Origin of the sequence: Arthrobacter sp. ISL-48 (assembly GCF_018613805.1) — a bacterium.
Taxonomy (GTDB): Bacteria; Actinomycetota; Actinomycetes; order Actinomycetales; family Micrococcaceae; genus Arthrobacter.
Window position 1 is genome coordinate 653,185 of record NZ_JAGGPL010000003.1, and the last position, 16,903, is coordinate 670,087.

General features: G+C 61.8%; 9 protein-coding genes. 2 read left to right on the forward strand and 7 right to left on the reverse strand.

Going from position 1 to position 16,903, the window contains the following annotated elements:
- Window positions 1-64: 64 nt before the first annotated feature.
- The 4 genes from J7E83_RS06905 to glf are packed head-to-tail and all read right to left on the reverse strand — an operon-like array spanning window position 65 to window position 4,877.
- On the reverse strand, window positions 65-793 hold the full coding sequence (locus tag J7E83_RS06905; RefSeq protein WP_214960277.1) for an ABC transporter ATP-binding protein: 729 nt from the start codon (window positions 791-793) through the stop codon (window positions 65-67).
- Complete coding sequence (locus J7E83_RS06910; protein ID WP_396020501.1) at window positions 794-1,675, reverse strand: ABC transporter permease; 882 nt, start codon at window positions 1,673-1,675, stop codon at window positions 794-796.
- Entirely contained in the window at window positions 1,672-3,693 is a 2,022-nt protein-coding gene (locus tag J7E83_RS06915; protein WP_396020502.1) for a glycosyltransferase, read from the reverse strand. Before J7E83_RS06915 ends, J7E83_RS06910 begins: the two co-directional genes overlap by 4 nt.
- On the reverse strand, window positions 3,690-4,877 hold the full coding sequence (gene glf, locus J7E83_RS06920; protein ID WP_214960279.1) for a UDP-galactopyranose mutase: 1,188 nt from the start codon (window positions 4,875-4,877) through the stop codon (window positions 3,690-3,692). Before glf ends, J7E83_RS06915 begins: the two co-directional genes overlap by 4 nt.
- A 394-nt stretch (window positions 4,878-5,271) precedes the next feature.
- Here glf and J7E83_RS06925 point away from each other — a divergent pair, with 394 nt between their 5' ends.
- Window positions 5,272-9,378, forward strand: coding sequence for an FtsK/SpoIIIE domain-containing protein (locus J7E83_RS06925; RefSeq protein WP_214960281.1), 4,107 nt, complete (start codon window positions 5,272-5,274; stop codon window positions 9,376-9,378).
- 55 nt (window positions 9,379-9,433) lie between these two features.
- Here the strand turns inward: J7E83_RS06925 and J7E83_RS06930 are convergent, their stop codons facing one another.
- On the reverse strand, window positions 9,434-9,847 hold the full coding sequence (locus tag J7E83_RS06930; RefSeq protein ID WP_214961058.1) for a hypothetical protein: 414 nt from the start codon (window positions 9,845-9,847) through the stop codon (window positions 9,434-9,436).
- 314 nt (window positions 9,848-10,161) lie between these two features.
- Between J7E83_RS06930 and J7E83_RS06935 the strand changes: the two genes are divergently transcribed.
- On the forward strand, window positions 10,162-10,410 hold the full coding sequence (locus J7E83_RS06935; RefSeq protein WP_003804966.1) for a WhiB family transcriptional regulator: 249 nt from the start codon (window positions 10,162-10,164) through the stop codon (window positions 10,408-10,410).
- 140 nt (window positions 10,411-10,550) lie between these two features.
- On the opposite strand, the gene J7E83_RS06940 is transcribed toward J7E83_RS06935, so the two are convergent.
- Together J7E83_RS06940 and J7E83_RS06945 are read right to left on the reverse strand one after the other, a co-directional pair.
- Window positions 10,551-12,020: a sensor histidine kinase gene (locus J7E83_RS06940; RefSeq protein ID WP_214960282.1), complete on the reverse strand. Its 1,470-nt coding sequence runs from the start codon at window positions 12,018-12,020 to the stop codon at window positions 10,551-10,553.
- A gap of 28 nt (window positions 12,021-12,048) precedes the next feature.
- The gene (locus tag J7E83_RS06945) at window positions 12,049-16,902 is read right to left on the reverse strand and encodes an NAD-glutamate dehydrogenase (protein ID WP_214960284.1); all 4,854 of its coding nucleotides are present in this window, start codon (window positions 16,900-16,902) and stop codon (window positions 12,049-12,051) included.
- Window position 16,903 lies beyond the last annotated feature (1 nt).

Here is a 16,903-nt window from a genome sequence, read left to right on the forward strand (position 1 = left end):
GTCAGTCCAGACTGCCAACTTATAACCTGCTTACTCGTCGGGTCCGGAGGATCCGGACGGCATACTACCTGTTGCGCAGAAACTGAACGGCAGAATCAATTTTTCCATCAAAGAGGACCTGACCATGTTCCAACACGACGCCTCGGGAACATATCCGTGCAACAAGGTCTAAATCATGGCTTACCACCACGAGCGTCTTGCCGTTCCGCGCCAATTCCTGGATCTTGTCGATGCACTTCCGCTGGAAGGGTTCGTCTCCGACGGCGAGAATCTCGTCAATCAGGAAGACTTCTGGATCCGTATGTACCGCTACAGAGAACGCCAGCCTCAGGTACATTCCTGACGAGTAGAACTTCACTTCCGTATCGATGAACTGGCCGATCTCGGAGAATTCTACGATCGCGTCGAAGCGGTCGTTGATCTGTTGTTCGGTCATGCCCAGGATGGCGCCGTTGAGGTACACGTTGTCGCGGCCGGAAAGATCCGGATGGAAGCCCGCCCCCACTTCGATCAGGCCCGCCACGCGGCCCCCTGTCCGCACCGTGCCGGAGTCGGGCAGCATCACTCCTGAAATGTGCTTCAGGAGTGTGGATTTTCCCGAACCGTTCAGGCCCAGAAGGGCGACGGTCTCACCCGTCTCTATGTCCATGGAGACATTCTTGAGGGCGTGGAACTTCTCGGACAGATCGCCCTTCCTGCCCTTGGACAGCCAGACAACGGCTTCCTTTATGGATCTGGTATGGCGCAGCACAAACTGCTTGCTGACATCAGAAACCTCTATTGCGTTAACCACTCACAGCTCCTGCGCGAAGCGGCCTTCAAGCCGTCGAAAAGTCAATTGGCCCAGTCCCAGGACCAGCAAGGCTACTACCAGCCCCACAGGCAACCAGAGGCTGAACAGGTTCGGTGGCATCGCCGCAGAACCGTCAGTTGTTGGAAACCAAAATGCATAATGGAACAGCTCAACGCCGATAGTGACGGGATTCGCCTGGTAGACCGAATAGGCCACTGAACCAAGCTTCGCTTGCACCATGGTCCATGCGTACATCACAGGCGAAGCCCAAGTAGCAACCATTAGCAACATGTCCACAAGATTTTCCGAATCCCGGAAGTAGACATTCGCGGAACCGAACAACAGTCCCAGCCCGGTGGCCAACAGGCCCACAATGACGAAACCTGCGATCCCGGCCAGCAGTTGGATGGCATCCGGATGCCATCCGGCAAAGATGCAGGCGGCCACCAACACGACCAGTTGTGGGAAAAAATGAACGGCGGACACCCAGACGGAGGCCACAGGAAACAGCTCGCGTGGAAGGTAGATCTTTTTGATGAGGTTACCGTTGGCCACTATCGAACGCGCGGCGTTGCCCAGCGCCTCGGAGAAGAAGTTGATCAATACAATGCCTGAAAACAGATAAATGGCGTAATTGGCCAACCCATCGGGATTCTTAGGACTGCGCTCCAGCCCCAGGAACACACCAAGCGCCACATAGAAGACGATAAACTGCACGCCGGGCTTCACATAGGACCAGAGCAGGCCAAGCACAGACCCGCGGTATCGCACCTTGAGTTCCTTGCGTACCAGCAGCTTCAACAGGAAGCTAGACTGACGAATATCGCGCAGTCCCCCGCCCAGACCCGGTGTGGTTAGTTCCCTAAGACTGATCTGGCTCACTTGATCTCGTTCTGAGTGTGCTGCTCGAACGTCTTCCTCCAGGACTCGATCGACGTGAGGTCGTTCAGTGCAGCCTTGTACCGCTGGCTCAGTGCGGGCCAGTCCTTGAGCAGAGCCGAGTGCAGGCGAGCGCTTCCTGCCAGCATCCCGCGGAGCTTCTTTGGATCGCGGCGGTACCACGATGCGCCTGTACCTTCAGCGTTGGACACTACGGCGCTGTCGTACTGCGCCATGCGCCACCAGCGGTTGTCCTGATGGGCAACAGTGGCCTGTGGACGTTCGGCGCTAGATCCGCTAACCGGACTGGCAAGCTGTCGGATGACGGTCTTGGCGGCCCACGGAACAAGCGACATCGCGGACGGCTTTGAGATCCCATGTCCCCTGCGGGGAGGCTTATCCATTTTTGGAGCCGGGAAGTCATCAGGATCCGCATGAAAGACGGAGTCGGAGTAGCCGGCCATCATTTTCCGGATCTCGGGCAATTTGGACGGCAACAGGTCCCGCAGGCCCTCGGGGCCTGACAGCACGTCTTCAAGGGCCCAGCGGCGTCCGTGTGCCGTCGCGTACTGCATCGACACGAGGTGCTTGACATCATGTTGCTGGGATTCTTTGACCACCCCGCCCCCGTATTCATAGGGACTGTGCAGGAGCGCGACGATTGCCCGGTTACGGGCGTGGAAGTAAGCCTGCCAGCCGACAAGGTCATCTTTGTCAATCCAGGACACGTGCCAGACAGCTGATCCGGGAAGGGAAACAGTTGGGAAACCGTGTGCCTTCGCCCGGAGGCCATATTCGGAATCGTCCCACTTGATGAACAGGGGCAGGGAGAGTCCGATCTCTCGGATTACCTGCGTCGGCACCAGACACATCCACCAGCCGTTGTAGTCCACATCGCAGCGTCGGTGCAGCCAGGACGTCTGACGCAGGTTCGAGGACATGAAGTCATGTCCAAGGATCATCTCGTCGTTGGGAAGTGACGGCTGGAACCTGTACGGGTTAACTACCTCGCCGAAGGTATGCAGAACTGTCCGGTTGTAGAGGTCGAACATGTGTCCGCCAACGATGGTGGGCGTCTTGCAACGGTCAGCGAAAGTCAGGAGCCGGATGATGCTTTCCGGCTCAACGACGACGTCGTCGTCCATCAGCAGGACGTAGTCGCTGCCATTTTCAACGGCCTCGAACATGCCTCTGGCAAATCCCCCTGACCCGCCGAGGTTGGACTGGTTGATAATCCGCAGTTTCCCGTTCAGGGAGTCCCGGACCTCTTCATAACCCGCGGCGTCGGAGACCTTCTGTGAACCTTGGTCCACAATAAGAATTTCCTGAACGTGCTCCAGTGCTTCAACGTTTTCTGCGAGGAGCCGGAGGTTATTGAGGCAGAAGTCAGTCTTGTTCAGTGTCGTGATCTGAAGTGTTACAGCTCCCGGGTGAGTATCAACCGCCGGCCCCTGCCATTCGGCGTCGAGCATAACAAGCGGTTCCGAGCTGGCCACAAGGTCAAACCAGTACCAGCCGCCATCGCCGAACGGAGCCAGCGACAGCTCAAAGAAGTTCTCCGAAATTCCTTCAACCCGACGGGTATCTACGCGCTGCAGCGACCCGCGTGCATTCGACTTGTAAACAATGACTGACCCGGTACCCTGGGTTCGCACATGGAGACGGATGCTTTCGACTGTGGTCCAGCGGCGCCAATAGCTTGCCGGAAAGGCATTGAAGTAGCTGCCGAAGGAAACGCGCTCCCCGGACCGGACCGATGTTGAGCGCCTGGAAAGAAAGTCCTCAACGTGGGCTTCCTTGGTCGGGCTGCTGAAGGCCTGCGCCTTGCTGGGCTTTCCGTCGCGGTCGCCAACGGTTGGCAGCTGGATACCGGTGGCGGTGCCCATATCCATGTACAGAGGTACTGTGTCCATTTGGCTGGAACTGGGCAGAATTACACGCTGGAGCGTGTCCCAGCGCGTTTCGGTGCCCTCGGGGTGGGCAGTTTCGGCGCCTTTGGTGCTGTTGGTTGAGACACTCACGCGTCCACTCCTCCGCTTTCAAGCTTCGCTCCGCCTTCAAAGTGAGGCCGGATTTTGTTGTCGAACATGGTCAGGGCAGAGCCGATGGCCATGTGCATGTCAAGGTACTTATAGGTGCCCAGGCGCCCGCCGAACAGCACGTCCTTCTCCGCGGCGGCCAGGTCGCGGTACTTCACGAGGCGCTCCCTGTCCGCTGTGGTGTTGATGGGGTAGTAGGGTTCGTCGCCCTTCTCCGCCGCGCGGGAGAATTCGCGCATGATGACGGTCTTTTCCGTCTGGTACTCGCGCTCGGGGTGGAAGTGCCGCGGCTCGATGATACGTGTGTAAGTCACGTCGGCATCGTTGTAGTTCACTACAGAGGTTCCCTGGAAGTCGCCGACGTCGAGCACTTCTTCCTCGAAGTCGATGGTGCGCCAGGAGAGGTCGCCCTCAGCAAAGTCGAAGTAGCGGTCGACAGGGCCAGTGTAGATGACGGGGATGTTGCCGACGACCTTGTCCTTGCTGTACTCGTGCGACTCGTCGAAGAAGTCCGTGTTCAGCCTGACTTCAATGTTCGGATGCTCCGCCATCTTCTCGATCCAGGCGGTGTAGCCATTGGTCGGCAGGCCCTCGTACTTGTCGTTGAAGTAACGGTTGTCGTAGTTATAGCGCACGGGCAGGCGGGAGATGATGCCCGCCGGCAGGTCCTTCGGATCGGTCTGCCACTGCTTGCCGGTGTAGTGCTTGATAAATGCCTCGTACAAGGGCCGGCCAATGAGCTGGATTCCCTTGTCATTGAGGTTTTGCGGATCAGTCCCCGCCAGCTCTCCGGCCTGTTCCTGAATCAGGGCCTGCGCCTGGCCCGGCGTCATGTTCGCGCGGAAGAACTGGTTTATGGTGGCCAGGTTGATGGGCAGCGAATAGACCTCGCCCTTATGCACGCCGTAGACCTTATGTACGTAGTTTGTGAAGGTCGTGAAACGGTTGACGTAATCCCACACTCGCTCGTTGGAGGTGTGGAAGAGGTGCGCACCATAACGGTGTACTTCGATACCGGTCTGCTCTTCTTTTTCGCTGTAGGCGTTGCCACCGATGTGGTGGCGGCGGTCGATGACAACCACGTTCAAGCCGAGCTCAGTGGCGGCCTGTTCTGCGATTGTCAGGCCAAAAAAGCCAGAGCCTACGATGACAAGGTCAGCGGTCACAAAATCTCCTGGTTCGAAAGCGGGCAGCGCAATGGTGCGCATTGTCTGCTGCTCTAGCCTACCCGAGACCCCACATCGACCGTCGAACCTCCTGATCTTCAGCACCTCACGGTGAGGGAAACTCCTTCAGCCTCACTGCACGGAGGGCACCGACGTGTTCCGCGTAGCTGCTCCCCGTTCGGGTTCCACGGAAATCATGGCGATCGCTCCTTCCTCCTGAGGGGCTGAGGCATTAGAAGGGCTCGAAATGTTTCTGGTCATCATCGAGGCCAGGGGCACGTGCAGTAGTGGCAGTGCCAGATCAGGGGATATCCACATATCGCAACCTCCCGAAGACAGTTGGGACGCCCCATCGCTAGCGTGAATTCAAGCTGATTGTTAGGACACCAACGCCATGCTGCTGCACTGCACGCTGGCCAGCAGCCCCGGATCCGGGCTGCATGGTCCGCCGGTCGAACTCACTATAGAGGCCCCATCCGGAACCTCCGGAGCGGAACTCGAGGCCGCGATTGCCGGCAGGTTCGGAACAGATCAGCTCGCTGTTGACGGCCAAGGAATTGGGCCAATGAAGCTTGGGGATCCACCCCTGATTAACGGCGCCGTCCTCGTAGACCGGGCGGGGAATCGGTCCTCTCTCCGGCCACGGCGGACCCACTCTGAGTCCCCCTCTTCTCTGGCTTTGGCCGTCCATAGTGGTACAGGTGCCGGAACAGTGGTTCCGCTGAAGCGAGGAACCTACACCATCGGGCGGAGCGGCACCGATATCGTCATCCCCGATGCGGAGCTTTCGAGGGAACATGCGCGCCTCGTTGTCACGGATACTGCCATCACGATCGTTGATCTCGACAGTGCCAATGGGACGGAAGTGGACGGCGAGCGAGTGAGGAACGCCGTCGTATCCACGTGCTCCACCATCCGATGCGGGAGTTCCACGTTGTCCCTCATTTTTCTCAGTTCACCTGCCCCGGACCTGGATGAGGCGGGCAGCTCCGTCCAACAACCGCTGGTTGTCAGCCGGCACGTAGACACGGGCTACCGATCCGTCCTGCTCCTTACGGCTGCGCTCCCTCTCGTCCTTGGCGTGGGATTAGCTGTCTTCACTGGTACGTGGATGTTCCTGGCGTTCACCGCGGTCTCGGCAATATCCATGGTGGTCCCCATTTTTTCCGGGCGGAGGCAGCGCCTGGCACTTGCCGCAGCGGTTGCGGCCGCCGTCCGGGAGGACAAAGAACGACGACGACGATCCGCGCCCCCGCTTTCTGACCTCGCAATGGCTGGGCAACTTTCGCCCGAAGGACTGAGTATGCAGAAAGCCGCAGATGAGGGCCTCTGGCTCCGGCTTGGCCAAGCGGTACAGGACGCGAATATTCGCTTCGAACCAGCAGATCCGGAGAGAGCCGTCCCGTCTGCCGGGCTGATGCCGCTGACCCTGGACCCCGCGAGGCCACTAACCACAGTCCGGGGCCCGAGGGCCGCCATTGACGCCTTGGTCCGTTCCGTCCTCATGCAACTGCGGGGCTACCCGCGAGGCCGCGATACCTTCGTGGTGGTCCACGGCGAAGCGGAGCAACTTCCCCTGGCCGCGCGCTACCTGCCTGGCGTCACTCTTACAGCCAGCCGCGAAACACTGGAGGCAGTGCTGGTCCGAGGTTACGAGCCGTCGTATCGCCATGCGGTGCTCATTCTCACTAGCGGGGACGCCTGCGACACCGGTTCCGGGAATATCGCGCATGCTGTCCGGGAGAACTGGCAGGTCATCCACCTCCGACGAGGCGACGGCGCGACGATGGCAGCGGACGTCGAACTTGACGGACGCCGATCGCTGCTCCGGACACCTACGGAATGCATCCGCTTCGTACCGGATCTTGTGCCTGATCAAGTCTTCAGCCGATTTTGCCGCCGACGCGCAAGAGGTGCTGCCGGCCCCGTCAACAGTGGCGGAGTGATTCCAGCATCATGTTCGCTGGCAGACGTACTCCCGCTGTCGCCGGCGGATACGTCGTCACGGTGGGCAGCCAGCCGTTTGAGCCAAGGGCTCGTTGTTCCTGTCGGACAGGGCACCGACGGAAAACGGGTTCTGGACCTCCAGACCGATGGACCCCACCTCCTGGTCGCCGGCACCACCGGTTCAGGCAAGTCGGAACTTCTGCGCAGCCTGACCTTGGCGCTGGCCCTCAGCTACCCGCCGGACCGCATCAACTTCCTGTTTGTTGACTTCAAGGGCGGTTCCTGCCTCGGCCCCTTGACCGGCCTCCCCCACGGCGTTGGAATTATCACCGACCTGACCAGCCATGAGCTCGAACGTTCGCTCACGTCACTCCGCGCGGAGATAAGGCTTCGCGAAGAACTCCTTGCATCAGTCCAGGCCCCCGATCTGACGTCCTACCGGGCTTCCCCGGTTGGCCAGGACACACCGCTCCCCCACCTCGTTTTGGTCATCGATGAATTTCGCATGCTGGTGGAGGACGCACCCGAGGCCCTGCGCGAACTCATGAGGATCGCAGCAATCGGCCGCTCCCTGGGCATCCACCTGATCATGGCGACGCAGCGTCCTCAGGGTGCACTGACCCAGGATATTCGCGCGAACGTCACCACCAGCATCGCCCTGCGGGTGCAGTCCGAGGTGGAATCCGTGGACATCATCAACTCCAAGGCCGCAGCCGCAATCAGCGTGGACACCCCTGGAAGGGCCTATCTGGCTCGAGGGATGGAAGCGGCACAGGAGTTTCAAGCTGCTTCGCTCGGCAGCGCGGCCGTCGAAGCAGAATCTAAAGGAATCAGGATCAGGCTTGCCACCGAGGCGCTTGAGTTCTCGGCAGGCAGCGGCGTCGCGGCATCCGGTCCACCGGGTATGACGCCCGCGCTGGACACAGCTCCCCTGATCACCGCCTTGAAGGACCTGTGGACGTCCATGGGCGGACAAGCCGTTCGTAGACCGGTTGCGGCACCACTGCCTGCCATCCTTTCAGAAGCGGACATGAGAGAACTGGCCGGGACAGAACCAGCCCTGACAGCAGCTGCCCGAGCATCGATGCAGCCCCCCAACAAGAGCGGCTGGTCGATCCAGCTTGGCCTCATGGACGTGCCCGAAGAACAGCGGACTGTACCTCTCGGCTGGGAACCCGCCGGTCATGGACACCTTGCCCTCATCGGCGGATCCGAGTCAGGCGCCCGCGATGCGCTCGGGTTGGCTGTTGATGGGCTGGCTTGCCATTCCACTGAATCGCATCTATATATCCTCGACGCGGACAACACTTTCAACCGCATGGCCACACACGACAGGGTAGGTGCGCGGGCTGGCCTTCATGAATTGCGGCGAGCGGTCCGCATACTGGAGCGCCTGACTCGGGAGCAATCCGATCGGCTGAGCCGTTCCGCCCTCGACGCCCCGCCGCTTGTCCTGGTCATCGCGGGATGGGGGTCGTGGGTCTCGGCCTTCCGTTCCGGTCCCCTGGCTTGGGCTGAGGATTTAGTCCACGATCTTGTCCGGAACGGCGGCCAGGCGGGACTCACCGTACTTCTTTCCGGCCAGCGTGAACTGGTGACTGCCAGATTCTTCGCGTCGATTCAAAGCCGCGTCTATTTTCCGACTGGATCCAGCGAGGACAGCCGTGTCACCTGGCCACGAATGCCGGAGACTGCCGCTCTGCGGGGACGCGGAGTGGCCTTCGGTGCCCTCTCGGTGGGCAAGGTGGCGGTGTGCCAGTTTCTCGCCCCTTCCCTGGACGCCGGGGAGGTCTGTCCTGTACCAGGCGCACGGCACCTTCCCCCACTCAGTCGTCCCTTCAGGGTAGAGCCGCTACCGGCTAAGGTGTCCGTCCTCGAAGTCCTGGCTCAGGCGGCAAGGGACGGTGCCCCGATCTTTGAGAAACAGTCCGGCGCAGGACAACCTGGCCCGGCAACTCGACGGCATCATATTCTGTGCGTAGGAGTGGGCGGCGACGAGTTGGCACCTGTCTATCTGCGCCTGCCGGCGGGCGGAGTCCTTGCTGCCCTGGGCGGCCCGTCCTCGGGCAAATCGAACCTTTTGCAGTTACTGCCACGGCTCAACAACGGTGCAGGCCGCTGGCTCTCACCGAAAGCTGGCGTAGACCCGTGCGACTACTGGGCGGAGGTCCTCGGCGCGGCTGCTGCCGGCGAGCTTGAACGTGGTTCCATCGCACTGGTTGATGACGCCGATCTGCTGCCGGCGGCCGCGAACCAGGACCTGGCTGAGCTCAACGCGATGGGCTTCGCCGTGGTCCTGACTGCAAACTTCAGCCCGATGCTTATCCAGCGGGTTCCGTTGGTGCTGAGCGCACGAGGAGTGGGGACCGGTTTGCTCATCGCCCCGCGCACGCTCATGGACGGCGATGTCTTTGGTGTTCGGTTTGACGTGGAATCCAATCCGCCGCCGGGCCGGAGCGTCCTGATCGCTGACGGCCGGTCGACGCCTGTCCAGTTGGCCTGGGCTCCCCCAGCCCTGCCCGGCACGGCACGGCCGCAACGGGAAACGCCCTAGACCCCGGGACCGCCCCCAAGCGGGACGCCCAAGGCCGGATGACACCAACCTGGCATCACAAGGCTGGCGATGACCCACCTGTCCGGGACGCATAAGTGATGACGCGTTTGTCGAAGAGCAGCACAATGGCAGTCAGCGCCGGCACCACCATGGCAAGCCCTGCCCATACCAGCCCGCCAGTCAGGGTCGGGAACCCAATGGTCAGAACAATCAATTGAGCAACCAGGGCCGCCGCCCGGGTCCAGCGGTACCCACGGAAGAGGAAGTGGCCCACTGCATAAAGCCATACGGAGAATGCGAGCAGAAGCCCAAGGGTAAAGACAGCACCCCAAAACGAGAGGACCGGTGCGCCTGTGACCAGCTGGTACCCATACCAGCACGCTGCGATCAACAGGCCTGTCGCTTCAACCGCCACGATCAGGGCTATGACCGTCAGGGCCCGAGGCCGCGCGGGGCCCGAAGGCGTCAGTTGTTCCTGCTCGTCTGGGGAGCCAGTACCGTCAGAGGAGGCGTCGGGCGACGGATTTTCGGGGTTCAGCGGGGGTCTTGACACACTGGCACCCTACCGGACATAGTCGGACAGTGGTGAAGGCCATCAGCACAGATGTGATGTATCGCTCAGCGTTCCAGGGATATCGAGCCTTATTACCCCTTGTTTACACAGCGTTAACATGACAGGCTTAATTCAGATGACCAAGGGGGCCCGACGGGCCCCTTTCCTTTGTAGCCCCTAGTGAATAATTTCACAAAGGGCTCTTCCCAGAAATGGAGCAACTGATCAGCATGGATTGGCGTAACCGCGCGGCGTGCCTCGACAAAGACCCCGAACTGTTTTTCCCGGTCGGAAATACGGGCCCTGCCCTTCTCCAGATCGAGGAAGCCAAAAGCGTCTGCCGCCGCTGCCCGGTTGTCGACACCTGCCTGCAGTGGGCCCTCGAATCCGGACAGGACGCTGGTGTGTGGGGCGGAATGAGCGAAGACGAGCGCCGCGCCCTGAAGCGCCGGGCGGCACGAGCACGCCGCGCATCCTGACGGGCGGAAAGCAACTTAATAGGCAATGGCCGCGACCCAGAGGGTCGCGGCCATTGCCTTTAAGTTCTCCGGACTCCCCACCACCAGGAGGGTCCAGCAGCAACACACTTTCCCGCCAGGACGGCAGGGCCCAGGAGCGGCTACCTGGCCGCGAGGCTCAGCCGGATCTGCACTGCTGTTCCCCCGCCTTCCCGCGGTTGCCACTGGATAGAGCCGCCAAGTTCACTGGTGACCAGCGTGCGGACGATCTGCAGGCCCAGGCCTTCCAGATGGGGCGTGTCCGGCAGGCCGACTCCGTCATCGGCCACAGTGACGGTCAGGAGCTCTTCGCCGTCTTCCTCCTCGGAACGATCAGCGAGGAGCCAGACCGTTCCGGCCCTGCCCTCAAGGCCATGCTCGACGGCGTTGGTCACCAATTCGTTGATGACCAGCGCCAGCGGCGTGGCGAAGTCGCTGGGTAGCTCACCGAAGAGCCCGGACCGCTCGGTTTTCACCTGCTGCGAAGGCGATGCGACCTCAGCCGAGAGCCTGAACTGGCGGCCGATCAGCTCGTCAAAATCAACGCTCTGCGCCAAGCCCTGCGAGAGGGTCTCGTGGACCAGGGCGATGGTTGCCACACGCCGCATCGCCTGTTCGAGGCCCTGCTTGGCTTCATCGCTGACCATCCGGCGGGACTGCATCCGCAGCAGGGCGGCCACCGTCTGCAAATTGTTCTTGACCCTGTGGTGGATTTCGCGGATGGTTGCGTCCTTGGTCACGAGTTCCATCTCCCGCCGCCGCAGCTCCGAAACGTCACGGCACAGCACCAGGGCGCCAAAGCGCTGCTGCTCATCGCGGAGCGGAATGGCCCGCAACGAAAGACTCACCCCGCGGGATTCGATCTCGCTCCGCCACGGCATCCGCCCGGTCACCACCAGAGGCAAGGTCTCGTCCACCATGCGCCGGTCCTTGAGCAGGCTCGCGGTCACCTCGGCCAAGGAACGGCCCTCAAGGGACTCGCCGTCGCCCAGGCGCCGGAAGGCGGACACCCCGTTGGGACTCGCATACTGCACGATGCCCTCGGTATCGAGTCTGATCAGGCCATCGCCCACACGCGGCGCGCCACGTCGCGAGCCGGTCGGCGAGGCAAAATCGGGCCACAATCCCAGCGTGCCCATCCGGAGCAGGTCATAGGCACATTGACGGTAGGTGAGTTCCAGACGGGACGGCATCCGGGAGCTGGACAGGTCCATATGGGTGGTCACGACAGCAAGGGTCCGGCCGTTCCGGACCATCGGAACAGCTTCCACCCTCAGCGCCATGTCGCTGCTCCAGTTGGTTTCACTGGACCGCTCGATGGAACGGCTGGCCCAAGCTTTGTCCACCAGGGGTTGCAGATCGGAACGGATGCCCTCTCCCACGAAGTCTCCGTGAAAGACGGTATGCGTCGTGGACGGCCGGACGTGCGCCAAGGCCACGTACCCGAGTTCCGGATGCGGGAACCACAAGGCCAGGTCGGCAAAAGCAAGGTCGGCGACCATTTGCCAGTCGCCCACGAGGAGGTGCAGCCATTCGGCATCGCCCGGCCCGAAATCAGCATGTTCCCTGATGGGGTCCGTAAAGATTGCCACTGCACCTCCAGTTACGACGCGGAAATTCCTAGCGCCGGACGATTGACCTCAAGAGCCTCAATGCTACCGACAGTGAAGCCATATCGTCGGCTTCGAGCGAATTGACCTCATCGAACATGGTTTTGGCCCTGCCCAGCTGCTCAGCATTTTGGCCTTCCCACGCCCTCAGCCGGTCCTCGGCAGAGTCCTCAGACCGCGTCGACTCAAGCACCGCCGTCGTCATGTCCGAAACAGTGGAATACAGGTCGTCCCGCAGGGCCGCCCTGGCCAGAGCCTGCCACCTGTCCTGCCGCGGCAGGCTGCTGATCCGTTCCAGAAGCGAATCCGCGTGGAAGCGGTTGAACACGGTGTAGTACACGGCTGCGATCTCCTCGACGGGATCTTTGCGGACGTGCGCGATCCTGGCGATGTCCAGGAGGACGAAGCTCTCGAAGAGCTCAGCCCAGCGGAGTGCTATGCCTTCGGGCAGGTCCCACTCGCGTCCCTTTTCCAGCCAGCCGGCGACGCGTTCGCGGTCGTCCCCGCGCAGGTAGTCAAGCAGACGGGCGCGCATCGGACCCATGAGCGGCTTAAACTCAGCGACAATGTCCGCAATGGGGCGTGACACACCGCCCTGCCCGAGTAGCCAGCGGACGGCGCGGTCCAGCAGGCGCCTGATGTCCAGATGGACAGTGCTCCAATGTTCGGTCGGGAACGACGCCGGGAGGTTGTTAAGCTCGCCCACCATGACGTCCAGCTCATAGATTTCCCTGAGCGCGACGAAAGCCCTGGCCACTGCCACCTCGGTGGCTGACGTCTCCTCCATGGTGCGGAAGGCGAAGGTGATCCCGCCCATGTTGACCATGTCGTTGGCGACCACCGTGGCAATGATTTCGCGCCGCAGCGGATGGGTATCGAGCTCCGCGTCGAAGCGTTCCCGGAGCTGCTGCGGGAAGTAGGCGCGGAGTGTCCGCCGGAACCACGGGTCGTCGGCGAGGTCGCTCTCGCGCAGCGCCGAAGCCAGCTCGATCTTCGCATACGCCGCCAGCACGGACAGTTCCGGGGAGGTCAGTCCCTGGCCCTGATTCAACCGTTCCCGCAGTGTCTCGGTAGTCGGCAAGGCCTCAAGCTCGCGCTTCAGGTCCGCACTCTTTTCCAGCCAGTCCATCAGTCGCTCATAGCTGGGGCTCCACTCGGCAACGCGCATGCGGTCGTTAAGGAGCAGGATGTTCTGGTCCACGTTGTCTTCAAGGACCAGCCGGCCTACTTCTTCCGTCATGGACGCGAGGAAGCCGGGGCGTTCCTCCGGAGTCAGCTTGCCCGCGGCCACCATCCGGTCGACGAAGATCTTGATGTTGACCTCATGATCCGAGCAGTCCACGCCCGCGGAGTTGTCGATGGCGTCGGTGTTGAGGATGACACCCTGGAGTGCTGCCTCGATGCGACCGCGCTGCGTCATGCCCAGGTTTCCACCTTCACCGACCACCTTCACCCGCAGATCCTTGCCGTCCACACGGATCGCGTCGTTGGCCTTGTCGCCCACCAAGGCGTTCGACTCGGTGCTGGCCTTGACGTAGGTCCCGATCCCTCCGTTGTAGAGGAGATCGGCAGGTGCGAGCAGGATGGCGCGGAGGAGCTCGGGCGGGCTCAGCTCCGTGGTTGAATCATGGAGACCCAGCGCGGCACGGACCTGCGGCGAGACGGGGATGACCTTGGCCTGGCGGGGGAAAACGCCGCCGCCCTCGCTGATGAGCGATTTGTCGTAGTCGTCCCACGATGACCGCGGCAATTCGAACAGCCGCTGGCGCTCAGCGAACGATGACTCCTCATCCGGGGCAGGGTCCAGGAAAATGTGCCGGTGGTCGAAGGCGGCGAGCAACCGGATGTGGTGGCTCAGCAGCATGCCGTTGCCGAATACGTCACCCGACATGTCCCCGACACCGACCACCGTGAACGGCTGGGTCTGGGTGTCCAGGTCAAGCTCGCTGAAGTGGCGCTTCACCGATTCCCAGGCACCGCGGGCTGTGATGCCCATGACCTTGTGGTCGTAGCCCACCGAGCCGCCTGATGCGAACGCGTCGCCGAGCCAGAAGCCGTACTCGGCGGCCAGTCCATTGGCGATGTCAGAGAACGTCGCTGTCCCCTTGTCCGCCGCCACCACAAGGTAGGAATCGGCGTCGTCGTGGCGCACCACGTCCGACGGCGGCACGAGGGTCTCGCCGTCGGGCCGGGTCACGAGGTTGTCAGTGAGGTCCAGCAGGCCGCGGATGAAGGTCTTGTAGCTTTCGATACCCTCGGCCATCCAGGCGGCACGGTCCGCCGCGGGGTCCGGAAGTTGCTTTGCGAAGAAGCCGCCCTTCGCGCCGGTGGGAACGATGACCGCGTTCTTGACGGTCTGTGCCTTCACTAATCCCAGGATCTCGGTCCGGAAGTCCTCGCGGCGGTCCGACCAGCGAAGGCCGCCGCGGGCCACCTTGCCGAAGCGGAGGTGGACGCCTTCGACCTTGGGAGAATAGACCCAGATCTCGAACATCGGCCGGGGGAAAGGAAGCCCTTCGATGTGCGCAGGATCAAGCTTGAAACTCAGGTGCGGCTTGTACTGGTAGTAGTTGGTGCGGAGGGTGGATTCAATCAGGTTGACGAACGTGCGCAGGACCCGGTCGGCGTCGAGCGTTGCAACCTGCTCAATCGCAGCCGCCAGTTCCCCCCGGACCCTTTCCTGGACCTTGGTGCGTTCATCCCCGCTTAGTACGGGATCGAAGCGGGCTGCGAACAGCGCACTCAGGCCCTTGGTGACCTCCGGATTAGCCAGCAGGGTGTCCGCCATGAACTCAAAGGAGTTGGTGTTTCCCATCTGCCGCATGTACCGCGCGTAGGCCCTCAGGACGGTAATCTGCCGCCATTGCATACCCTCGCGCAGCACCAGCCGGTCGAAGGCATCGGATTCAACGGCGCCGGACACGGCAGCTCCGAACGAGTCGGCGAGCAGCTGGCCAGTGGACACTGGATCGACCCCCGAAGGGTATTTGAGACCCAGGTCGTAGAGGAAGAAGTCGCGCCGGTCTGCGGTCTCTATTTCGAAGGGCCGCTCGTCCAGGACCTCAAGTCCCAGGTTATGGAAGTACGGCAGAATCTGGCTGAGGCTCTTGGGCTCCAGCATGTAAAGCTTGACCCGTGCGTCTTCCTCCAGGGTGGCGCCTGCACCTTCGGGGAGATAGACATGGACCCCCGGGCGCTGCTGCCTGGCTCCCGCGGCCCGCTCCGCTTCCGCGCCGTATTCTTCGAAGCGGGCGATGTCCTGCAGGGCATCCTCGACCTCGTAGTCCACGCGGTATCCGGCCGGAAAAGCTTCGGACCAGATGGCAGCGAGCTCCTTGGCGTGCTCATCGGTGCCGCTCCCCCTCAGGACTTCTGCGATCCCCTCGCTCCAGGAACGCGCCGCGCGGACCAGCCGTTTCTCCAGCTCTTCGGCATTGACGTGGCTGACCTCAGCGTTCTTGGGCAGGCGGATGCGGAAGAAGAGCCGGGCAAGGGCGGACTCGGTCATCCTGGCCTCGTAGTCGATGGACACGGCCTGGAACGTCTCCCGCAACTCTTCCTCGATGCGGAGGCGGACGTTGGTTGTGTAGCGGTCCCTGGGAAGGTAGACGACGGCGGACATGAACCTGCCGTAGATGTCAGGCCTGAGGAACAGCCGCGTGCGCCGACGCTCCTGCAGCCTCTGGATGCCGGTTGCTGTGGCTGCAAGATCGGGAATTTCAATCTGGAACAACTCGTCGCGGGGGTACGTTTCCAGGATTCCCAACAGGTCCTTGCCGGAATGCGAATCCGGAGGGAACCCGGCGCCGCCCAGCACGGCGTCCACTTTCTCCCGGACAATCGGGATGTTCCTGACTGAGCCGGCGTAGGCGCTTGTCGCAAAGAGGCCAATGAAGCGGCGCTCGCCATTGACGTTTCCGGCCGCGTCGAAACTCTTGACGCCTATGTAGTCAAGGTAGGCAGAACGGTGAACGGTGGACCGCGAGTTGGCCTTGGTGATGACCAGCGCACGTTTTTCCCTTGCCTTGTTCCGGCCGGCCTCAGTCAGGTGCTGGACGTGGTGTGAGTCAGCCGCCGCCCGGAGCAGGCCGAGCCCGCTGTCGTCACGGGGTTCCAGGACATCTTCTCCGTCGACATTGACGAGGTCGTATTCGCGGTAGCCCAGGAAGGTGAAATTTCCTTCGTCCAGCCAGCGGAGCAGGTCCTGGGCTTGCCTGAGTTCGACGATCTGTGCCGGGTTGGCTACCTTGTCGAGGCTTTCGGCGATCTGCCGGGCTTTGTTCCGCATTTTGGGCCAATCCTCGACAGCGGCTCGGACGTCACCGAGTACGCGCTCCAGCCCCTTGAGCAATGCCGCCCGTGCATCGTCGTCGGCACGTCCGATCTCCACTGCAATCCACGACTCCATGTGCGATGCGTTCTCGCCCTGGGTGATCAGGTGGGACACGCTCGGCATGGCGGCGGTGTCACCGCTCGAAATTCCGATATGTGAAGGAACCCGGTCCACCTTGACGAGCTGGCCGGTTTCACGGTTTCGGCTGACGACGAACAGCGGGTGCAGGACGAGGTGGATTGCCGCGTTTTGGCGAACCAGCTCTGAATTGACAGAGTCGACAAGGAAAGGCATATCGTCCGTTACGACGTAGACGACAGTGCTGTCGTCCTCGTTGATGATGGATATTCTTGCCTGGCCTGGCAACCGGACGGATGCGACCTGTCGGTGGTTTTCGGCCCGGGCAGCCAAAAGTTCCTGCGGATAGCTTCGGGCGTCCTCTTCGGCTAGGTGCTGGTAGTAGTCCCCGAGGAAACCTTCACGGTCTCCAATGGAAAGGGGCTGATCCTCCACGCTGGATCCAGACGACATC

Coding starts and splice junctions, on each gene's coding strand:
- J7E83_RS06925 (WP_214960281.1), top strand. CDS start 5,272: ATGCTGCTGCACTGCACGCTGGCCAGCAGCCCCGGATCCGGGCTGCAT.
- J7E83_RS06935 (WP_003804966.1), top strand. CDS start 10,162: ATGGATTGGCGTAACCGCGCGGCGTGCCTCGACAAAGACCCCGAACTG.
- J7E83_RS06945 (WP_214960284.1), bottom strand. CDS start 16,902: ATGTCGTCTGGATCCAGCGTGGAGGATCAGCCCCTTTCCATTGGAGAC.